The following is an 8,049-nucleotide window of genomic DNA, read 5'->3' as shown; positions in this document are numbered from 1 at the left end:
ACCAGCCTGTCGATGTCTTCGGGCCGCGACAGGCGGTGGTCGCCGTTCTTGACCAGGGTGAGCTGGACACCTTCCCCCGGCAGGCGCTCCACCAGCCGCATGGCGTGTTCCCACGGAACATCGGGATCGTCCGTTCCCTGAAGAATATGGACCGGGCACCCCGTCTCGATCGGCCCGTCCAGAAGCAGGTGCCGCCGTCCGTCCTCGATCAGCTCGCGGGTGATGGGCGTGGGCTCGTCGGAGTAGAGCGAGGGCCGCTGCCAGCAGCCGTCCCGCAGGATCTGCTCTCGGACCGCCGACGGAAACGCGTCCCACATCAGACGCTCGGTAAAGTCCGGCGCCGGCGCGATCAGCACCAGCGCCGCGGGGGCCCGCTCGGGCGCTCGCTGCTGCAGGGCGCGGGCGGCGAGAAGGGCGAGCCATCCGCCCATGGAGGAGCCGACCAGGACCGGCCGGCCCGCGCCGAAGCGCTGCAGAACCTCGAGCCCTTCCTCGAGCCAGCGCGAGATCGTTCCGTCGCGGAACGCGCCCCCGGAGAGGCCGTGTCCGGAATAGTCGAATCGGACGAAGCTCTGGCCCGTCTCGGCCGCCCAGGCGTCCAGCGCGTCGGCCTTGGTTCCGGTCATCTCCGACCGGAAGCCGCCGAACCAAGCCACCGTCGGGCCGCGGCCCGGCCGGTCCAGGACGGCGATGCGACGCCGGTCGTCGCCGATCTCGATGTCGTGGTGCATGCTTAACCCGACCTCAACCCCGGACGGCGAGGCTGCGGCCGCCCTTCTGTGAGCCCTGCTATAATCCTGTGAGCCGTGCGCCGCGACACCGCCCCGCCTTTTCGCGCGCCGCCGCGCCGCTCGAAGGCGTGACCATCCTGCAGATCATCCCTGAGCTCGAGGCGGGCGGGGCCGAGCGGACCGCCATCGACGTGGCGGCCGCGCTGGCCGAGGCCGGGGCACGAGCCCTCATCGCCAGCCAGGGTGGCCGCCTCGTGGCCGAGCTGCAAAGCAAGGGCGGCGCCTGGATCCCGTTCCCGGCCGCGACCAAGAACCCGATCGCCATGCTGCGGAACGTGCGCCGCCTGGCCCGCATCGCCCACGAGGAGGGCGCGGCCCTGATCCACGCCCGGTCCCGCGCCCCGGCCTGGGTCGGGCTCGGCGCCGCGCGGGCGCTCGGCATCCCGTTCGTGACCACCTATCACGGCAGCTATGCGGGCCGCTCGGCCCCGAAGCGCCTGTACAATTCCGTGATGGCGCGCGGCGACGCCGTGATCGCCAATTCCGGCTACACGGCCGACCTCATCCGGCAGACCTATCCGGCCGCGTCCGACCGCATCCGCGTCATTCCCCGAGGCACCGACCTCGCCCGCTTCCTGCCCTCGGCCATCGGGCCGGACCGGGTGGACGCGCTTCGCCGCGCCTGGGGCGTCGCGCCGCATGAGCGCATCGTGCTGCTGGCCGGGCGGCTGACGGCCTGGAAAGGGCAGCGGGTGCTCGTCGAGGCCGCCGCCCGCCTCAAGGCGGCGGGCCAGAGCGACGTCGCCTATGTGCTGGCCGGCGATCCCCAGGGCCGCGAGGGCTACGTGCGCGAACTCGACGGGCTGATTGCCGCGGGGGGGCTCGACGGGATCGTGCGTCGCGTCGGCCATTGCACCGACATGCCCGCCGCCTTCATGGCGGCCTCGGTCGTGGCGGTGCCCTCCACCGAGCCCGAGGCGTTCGGGCGCTCGGCGGTCGAGGCGCAGGCCCTCGGCATCCCGGTGGTGGTGTCAGATCTCGGCGCGGTCCCCGAAACGGTGGTGGCTCCGCCAGACGCTCCCGCCTCCGCCCGAACCGGCTGGCGCGTACCGGCGGGCGACGCCGAAGCCCTCGCGGACGCGATCGGAGCCGCCCTCTCCCTGGGAGCGAGCGCCCGGGACGCCATGGCCCTCAGGGCCCGGGCGCATGTGGAACGCCATTTCTCGCTCGACACGATGGTGGCCGACACGCTCGACACCTATATCGCGCTCCTCGGCAGGGGTTCCGAGTCGGGGTGAGCGGAGCAATGATGTCGACTCTCGAGCGCTGGCTCGGTGGCTCGCCGGTGGCGGTGCTCCTGAAGCTGCTGTTCCTGTCGCTCCTTGTCGGCATCGTGCTGGCCGCGATCGGCCTCACGCCGTTCGATCTGGTTCACTGGGTCGTGGACGGGTTCCGGGAGCTGTTCGGCTTCGGGCTCGACGCCGTGCGGAACTTCGGCCGCTACATCCTGGCCGGCGCCATGGTCGTGGTGCCGCTGTGGCTGCTGTCGCGGCTGATCAGCGGGCGGCGCTAAGCCCGGTCTCCGCGGGGCCGCGCCCGCATCATCCAGATCCCGGTCGCCGTGGCGACCGGGCGCTCGCCCACCCCCAATTCCGCGGTCATGAACAGCAGCGAGGCGGTCTGCCGCACCACCCGGCAGCGCGCCTCCAGCCATTCGCCCTCGGCCACGCCCGAGATGAAATGGGTGTCGAGCTGGATGGTGACCTGCGGCCGATCCCCGTTGGCGGCCCAGGAGGCGAGGCCGAGCGCCTGGTCCGCAAAGGCGACCAGCATCCCGCCATGCACCGTGCCGCCGCGGTTCAGGTGCCGGCGTTCGGCCCGGAAGCCATGGCGTGTGGCGAGCGGATCCGGGCTCGTCCAGATCGGGCCGACCAGGCCCATGAAGCCCTCGTCGCGGCTTCGGGTCCAGAGCGCCGGGCCGAGGTCGTGGGCGCCGTCTTCCCGCACCGGCAGGGACGCGGCGGACCGGACGGCGGCGAGCGGCAACGGGCCGTAGAGATGCGGAAACAGGGCGCCACCGCGCGAGGGCTCCCAGCGCAAGGCGTCGCCCAGCGGGTGTGGATCGACAGCCAGAACGAGGAGGTCCGTTTGGCCTCCGAAATGGCGCGCCGCCGTCTCGGCGACCTGTGCCTCGGTGGAGAAGTGGATGTAGCCGTCGGCGAGGTCGACGGGCGCGCCACCGAATGCGCCCTCGTCGCGGGCCCTCTGCCACAGGGCGGCGGGGCAGATCTTGTAGATGAGCGACATGCCCGCTCCTTGCCGCAAAGAGCCGCCCGTGACCATGGCGGCGGCGGTTGTCGAGTGCTTACTTTCCTAGTACAATAATCCTGAACGGCGCCGCGCGCGAGGCCCTTCATGCTCTCCCATGTCCGCATCTGGTCGGCCATCGACCAGCTCGCCGAGCGCTACGGCCTGTCGGTTTCCGGGCTCGCCCGCCGGGCCGGCCTCGACGCCACCAGCTTCAACCGGTCGAAGCGCCAGGGCCCGGACGGGCGCGATCGCTGGCCGTCGACGGAATCCATCGCGAAGGTTTTGGCCGCCACCGGAGCCAGCCTCGACGAGTTCATGCGGCTGGTCGAACCGGCGGAGGGCCCCACGCGCCGCGTGCCGCTGATCGGCCTCGCCCAGGCCGGCGCCGGCCGCCTGTTTTCCGACGACGGCATGCCGGTTGGCGGGCCCGGCTGGGACGAGGTGGAATTTCCCGACCTGGCGCAGGAGCGGGTTTTCGCGCTCGAGGTGCAGGGGGATTCGATGCGCCCCCTCTATCGCGAGGGCGACATCGTCATCGTGTCCCGCACCGCCGCGATCCGAAAGGGCGACCGCGTCGTGGTCCGCACCACCGACGGCGAGGTGATGGCCAAGGAGCTGAAGCGGCGCACTGCCCGGGGCGTCGAGCTCGCCTCGCTCAACCCCGACCACCCCGACCGCGTCGTGCCGGCCAGCGCCATCGACTGGATGGGCCGCATCATGTGGGCCCGGCAGTAGCGGCCTAGCCCGGGACGACGACGCTCCGGAACGCGGCCACCACCTGGTCGTAGACCGGCCGCTTGAACGGAATGATCAGGTCAGGGAGGTTTTCGAGCTTCTCCCAACGCCAGGACTCGAATTCGGGCTTGTGCCACCCGCCGCCCGGGGCTGCCACGTCGATCTCGCTGTCCGGCCCCGTGAAGCGCAGGGCGAACCATTTCTGCGTCTGGCCCCTGTAGCGCCCACGCCAGGAGCGGCCGGCAACCGCCTGCGGCAGATCATAGGCGTACCAGTCCGGCGCCTCGGCCAGAAGGGCGACGGAGCGGACGTTGGTCTCCTCGTACAATTCGCGAAGTGCCGCCCGGTACGGATCCTCGCCCGGATCGATGCCGCCCTGAGGCATCTGCCAGGCATGGCCGCCATCGGCCTCAAGATGCTCCGGCCCAGCTTCCCGCCGGCGCCGGCCCAGGAACACCAGTCCTTGACGGTTCACGAGCGCGATGCCGACGCAGGGCCTGTAGGGAAGGCCGTCGGGGCCGGATTCACCGGCGCGCGTTTTCACCGGACAGCCGCCTCGCGCAGGGTGCCAGGGCGGGACAGGGCGGCGCTCGCAGGCACAAGCAGGATGCCCCGGGCGGACAGCCCCTCCGACCAGCGCGCGATCCGGTCCACCGTCACCGGAAGCGCGCTCGCGGTCGCCACCGCGATGCGGCCGGAGGCGGCGATGGCTTCCAGCCGCGCCAACGCCTTGTCGATCAGGTCGGCCCGCGGCACCGCATCGAGCACGAGATCGGCCCTGGCGGCCGGCGTTTGCCCCGCCAGGGCGGTCACGACGGAGCGCGACGAGGAGCCATCGTCCAGGAAGCCGAGCCCGCGCCCGCCGAGCTCGCGCAGGATCGGCCCGAGGGCGCGCTCGTCCGAGGTGAGCTTGGCTCCCATGTAGTTCATCACGCCGACATAGCCCGTGAAGCGCGCCATGGACCAGTGCAGATGATCCAGCGTGTCGGCCGGCTTGGCAGCGGCCAGCAGCGTGTGCGGACCAGGGTCGCTGTCGGGGTAGTCGAAGGGCTCCATCGGCACCTGGAGCATGACCTCGTGACCGTCCTGGCGCGCGCGGCCCACGAGGCGCACGAGATCCTGCCCATAGGGCGCGAAGGCCAGCGTCACGGGCGCCGGCAGCCGGGCCACCGCATCCTCCGTGGCGCTGACGCCGATGCCGAGGCCGCCGACCACGATGGCAATGCGGCCGGTCGGTCGCGCCCCGCCCGGGAGTTCGCCTTCCGGCCTGGCATAGACGTCGAGCGGCCGCAGACCGCCCGGGCCGAGCCGGGGCAGCGAGCCCGTCCGGGTCTTCTCGATGAGGCGGGGATCGGCGGCCGGCGGAGTGGACCCCGCGTCGTCCGGCACACGGACCACGATCGAGCCGGGTGCCGAGGTGCCGTCGGGCCGCACCACGGAAACCCCGGATTCGGCCTCGACGGTGCCGGCGTCGCGGCGCACCGGATCTCGGGACGGGGCGCCCCGTTCGGGCGCGGCGGCCACCGCCGGGGCTTTCGCCTCGGCCGGGTTGGGAGCGAGGATTGCGACGCGGACGGAGGGACGGCCGCCAAGCGGATCGCCATAGAGCGCGGTGACGACGAAGCTGGCGCCGATCAGGGCGCCGCAGCACACGGCACCCGTGACCGCTGCGGATCTCGCCAGCGCCCAGCTGCGCGGCTCCGGCCGGGGCTCGAGCCCCAAGGGCGCGGTGAGTTCGTCCGCCCGCACCGTCTTCACCGCCTGGCCACCATCGTCACCATCCGCCGAATCGCCTCCCCGAGGATGATGACGGGCGGTTAACCAATCAGCCACCACCCCCACGCGGCGTGGCGGGCCGGGTCAGGTGGGAGCGGACCGTGCACGGCCGAACATGCGCATTGGCCGGGCGGCGGGTCCTCGGGCCGAAGCGCCGAGGACCAGCTCGGGGGCGCTAGTTCGGCACCGCGGGCTTGGCCGTGCCCGGGCCCGCCGCGCCCTCCGGCGGCGGGGTGGTGTTGGCTGCGCCCTTCCGGGTGCCGCGCAGGTGCTCCATGGCGGCGATGAGCTGCTTGTCCTTGGTCGGGTCCGGCGGAACATAGGCCGAGGAGCCGCCCTTCTCACCGTCGTTCTTGAGGTGGCCGCGCAGGCCAGCCTCGCCCTTGGTCTCGTCCTTGCCCTTGAGCTCGTCCGGGATGTCCTGCAGCACCTCCTGGTCGGGCTCGATACCCTTGGCCTGGATGGAGCGGCCGGCGGGCGTGTAGTAGCGCGCCGTGGTGAGCCTCACGGCGCCGTTGCCGCCAAGCGGAATCACCGTCTGAACGGAGCCCTTGCCGAAGGACCGCGTGCCCATCACGAGGGCCCGCTTGTGGTCCTGCAGCGCGCCGGCCACGATTTCCGAGGCCGAGGCCGAGCCGCCGTTGATCAGCACCACGATCGGCTTGCCCTTGGTGAGGTCGCCCGATTTGGCGTTGAAGCGCTGGTTCTCGTCCGAGTTCCGGCCCCGGGTGGAGACGATCTCGCCGCGGTCGAGAAAGGCGTCGGAGACCATGATGGCCTGATCCAGCAGCCCGCCCGGATTGTTGCGCAGGTCGATCACGAAGCCCTTCAGCTTGTCCGGCCCGATGTCGCTGGTCAGCTTGTCAATCTGGGTGCGCAGCCCCTCGAAGGTCTGCTCGTTGAACTGCGTGATGCGGAGAAAGCCGATGTCGCCCTCGACCCGCGACCGCACGGGCCGGATCCGGATCACGTCGCGCACGAGCGTGACCTCGAACGGCTCCTTGCCGGTGCGCTGGATCTTCAGCCGCACCGGCGTGTTCACCGGGCCGCGCATCTTGTCGACCGCCTGATTCAGGGTGAGGCCCTGCACCTGGTCGTCTTCGATCTGCACAATGACGTCGTTCGCCATGATGCCGGCCTTATGGGCCGGCGTGTCGTCGATCGGAGTGACGACCTTGATCAGGCCTTCCTCCATCGTGACCTCGATCCCGAGACCACCGAACTGCCCGGAGGTCTGGACCTGCATGTCCCGGAAGCTCTTCCGGTCCATGAAGGAGGAATGCGGGTCCAGCGATGCCAGCATGCCGTTCACGGCTGCCTCGATCAGCTTTCCCTCGTCCGGCTTCTCGACGTAATCGGTCCGAACCTTCTCGAACACGTCGCCGAAGAGACTCAACTGCCGATAGGTTTCAGCAGAGGCCGCGATCGCGCTGGTGGAGGAGAGCAGGTGGGTCTGCGACGCCACGGTCGCGGCGCCCGCGCCCACGATGGCCCCCAGGAAGACGAGAGACAGTCTGCGCATCACCCGCGAGCCCTTTCGGCCTGAGATTTCGCCCACCACGGACCGGGATCGATCGGACCGCCGTCCTTACGCAACTCAACATAAAGGACCGGGCCGTCCGTCTCAACGACGCCCAAAGCCGCAGAGGGGGCCGCAACGTCGCCCATCTGCCCGACCGGCTCGCCGGCCAGAACGAACTGGCCCACCGCGACGTTCATATGGTCCATCCCGGCCAAGAGCAGATAGTAGCCGCCGCCGCCATTGATGATCAAGAGTCGGCCGTAGGATCGGAACGGTCCGGCGAACACGATCCAGCCATCCGCCGGCGCGGTGACCAGCGCGCGGGGCCGCGTTCCGATGGCCGCGCCTCTCAGCACGCCGCCGCTGCCGTCGGGCGCCCCGAACTCCCGGAGAGGGATCCCGACCGCCGGGCGGCTGAGGAGACCTCGCAATTCGGCAAAGCCCTGCCGCGGCGCGAGCCGGACCGGTTCGCGCGCGGCCGCGGCTGCGAAGCGCTCGCGCGCCTGCCGGGCCTCGGCTTCGGCGGCGAGCCGCGCTTCCTCGGCTTTCCGCCGGATGGTCGCTGCCTCCGCCTCCGTGCGGTCGATCAGTTCCCGCAGCGTGCGGGCCTCGCGGCCGAGCTGGTCGGCGCGGGAGCCCTCGGTGCCCATCGCGCTTTCGGCAAGAGCGAGCCGCTCCTGCCGGGCCAGAATCAGGGCGGCCAGGCGGTCCCGCTCGCCGGCCAGGGCCACGAATTCGGCGTCGAGCGCGAGCCGATCAGCCAGGATCGCCTCGCGGTAGCGCCCGAGTTGGGCGAGGTCGGCCGCGATGACGCGCGCCTGCTCGCGCAGACCCGGGGTCGTGCCGGCCAGGAGCCCGGCGGCGCGGATCGCCTCCATGATGTCCTCCGCCCGCAGCAGCACCGCGCCCGCGGGCCGGCGGCTGACCCGCTGCAGCGCGGCCAGCACCTCGGCCGTCACCGCCCGCCGCTCGTCA

Annotated in this window: 9 protein-coding genes and 1 pseudogene; 3 read left to right on the top strand and 7 right to left on the bottom strand. The window is 71.5% G+C overall.

Annotated elements, in window-relative coordinates:
- Positions 1–731, bottom strand: a 731-nt coding sequence (locus JWR86_RS14055) for an alpha/beta hydrolase (protein ID WP_299566684.1), incomplete at its 3' end; no start/stop codon positions are given.
- A gap of 68 nt (positions 732–799) precedes the next feature.
- Between JWR86_RS14055 and JWR86_RS14050 the strand changes: the two genes are divergently transcribed.
- Positions 800–2,029 (top strand): glycosyltransferase family 4 protein, encoded by a 1,230-nt coding sequence (locus JWR86_RS14050; RefSeq protein ID WP_299566683.1) that lies wholly within the window; start codon positions 800–802, stop codon positions 2,027–2,029.
- Positions 2,030–2,037: 8 nt separating this feature from the next.
- The gene (locus tag JWR86_RS14045) at positions 2,038–2,304 is read left to right on the top strand and encodes a DUF6460 domain-containing protein (protein ID WP_299566682.1); all 267 of its coding nucleotides are present in this window, start codon (positions 2,038–2,040) and stop codon (positions 2,302–2,304) included.
- Here JWR86_RS14045 and JWR86_RS14040 read toward each other — a convergent pair.
- A complete protein-coding gene (locus JWR86_RS14040) occupies positions 2,301–2,672 on the bottom strand; it encodes a PaaI family thioesterase (protein WP_299566685.1) in 372 nt (123 codons plus the stop codon). The two genes, JWR86_RS14045 and JWR86_RS14040, sit on opposite strands and share 4 nt — an antisense overlap.
- A gap of 45 nt (positions 2,673–2,717) precedes the next feature.
- A pseudogene (locus JWR86_RS14035) lies at positions 2,718–3,038 on the bottom strand (DUF952 domain-containing protein); the annotation flags it as partial.
- A gap of 108 nt (positions 3,039–3,146) precedes the next feature.
- Here JWR86_RS14035 and JWR86_RS14030 point away from each other — a divergent pair.
- The gene (locus JWR86_RS14030; RefSeq protein ID WP_299566681.1) at positions 3,147–3,776 is read left to right on the top strand and encodes a helix-turn-helix transcriptional regulator; all 630 of its coding nucleotides are present in this window, start codon (positions 3,147–3,149) and stop codon (positions 3,774–3,776) included.
- A gap of 4 nt (positions 3,777–3,780) precedes the next feature.
- Here the strand turns inward: JWR86_RS14030 and JWR86_RS14025 are convergent, their stop codons facing one another.
- The 4 genes from JWR86_RS14025 to JWR86_RS14010 form a co-directional block, all read right to left on the bottom strand.
- On the bottom strand, positions 3,781–4,320 hold the full coding sequence (locus JWR86_RS14025) for an RNA pyrophosphohydrolase (RefSeq protein WP_299566679.1): 540 nt from the start codon (positions 4,318–4,320) through the stop codon (positions 3,781–3,783).
- On the bottom strand, positions 4,317–5,534 hold the full coding sequence (locus JWR86_RS14020; RefSeq protein WP_299566677.1) for a divergent polysaccharide deacetylase family protein: 1,218 nt from the start codon (positions 5,532–5,534) through the stop codon (positions 4,317–4,319). The genes JWR86_RS14025 and JWR86_RS14020 overlap by 4 nt, the downstream gene beginning before the upstream one ends.
- Before the next feature lie 193 nt (positions 5,535–5,727).
- The gene (locus JWR86_RS14015; protein WP_299566675.1) at positions 5,728–7,074 is read right to left on the bottom strand and encodes a S41 family peptidase; all 1,347 of its coding nucleotides are present in this window, start codon (positions 7,072–7,074) and stop codon (positions 5,728–5,730) included.
- The coding region (locus tag JWR86_RS14010) for a peptidoglycan DD-metalloendopeptidase family protein (protein ID WP_299566673.1) at positions 7,074–8,049 on the bottom strand (976 nt) is incomplete at its 5' end. The genes JWR86_RS14010 and JWR86_RS14015, both read right to left, overlap by 1 nt.

The organism is Enterovirga sp., from assembly GCF_028290205.1.
Lineage (GTDB): Bacteria > Pseudomonadota > Alphaproteobacteria > Rhizobiales > Beijerinckiaceae > Enterovirga.
Note: the sequence above shows the minus strand (reverse complement) of the source record. Positions and strands in the feature narration are given on the sequence as shown.